Origin of the sequence: Paraburkholderia sp. J67, assembly GCF_905220265.1 — a bacterium.
Taxonomy (GTDB): domain Bacteria; phylum Pseudomonadota; class Gammaproteobacteria; order Burkholderiales; family Burkholderiaceae; genus Paraburkholderia.
Genome location: NZ_CAJMZK010000097.1, coordinates 1 through 506, shown reverse-complemented (window position 1 = coordinate 506; position 506 = coordinate 1). Strand labels below are relative to the sequence as shown.

Genomic DNA, 506 nt, shown 5'->3' with positions numbered 1-506 from the left:
GCGGCCGACTGCGCCCCAGCCGACGCCATCATTGTCCTGCTGGCCAACGACGCGCAGATCAAGGACACCCTGCTGGGCGAAAACGGCCTGATCAAGGCCATCCCCGCTGGGCATCACCCCATCGTGTGCATGATGAGCACCACGCTGCCCGACACCCTGCAAGAGCTCAAGGGCGCGCTGGATGGCGCGGGCGCCGGGCTGATCGACGCTCCGATCAGTGGCGGCATCGTCGGCGCGGAACGCGGCACGCTGACGGTCATGATGGGCGGCGACGATGCGCACGTGCAGGCTGTGATGCCGCTGATGAAGTCGATGGGCGAACGCCTTTTCCATTGCGGCCCGCTCGGCTCGGGCGAAGTGGTCAAGGTGATCAACAACATGCTGTGCGTCACGAACATGTTCCTCACGGCCGAGGCCATTGATCTGGCCGAGCGGCGCGGCGTGAGTTTCGAAAAGCTCTCGCCCATCCTGGCAGTCAGCACCGGCCTGAACTTCCTGACGGCGAA

The 506-nt window shown here is 65.2% G+C and carries 1 protein-coding gene; it reads left to right on the top strand.

Features of this window, described 5'->3' with window-relative positions; genetic code table 11:
* On the top strand, window positions 1-506 hold a 506-nt coding region (locus tag U5782_RS41340; protein ID WP_322049635.1), incomplete at both ends, for an NAD(P)-dependent oxidoreductase.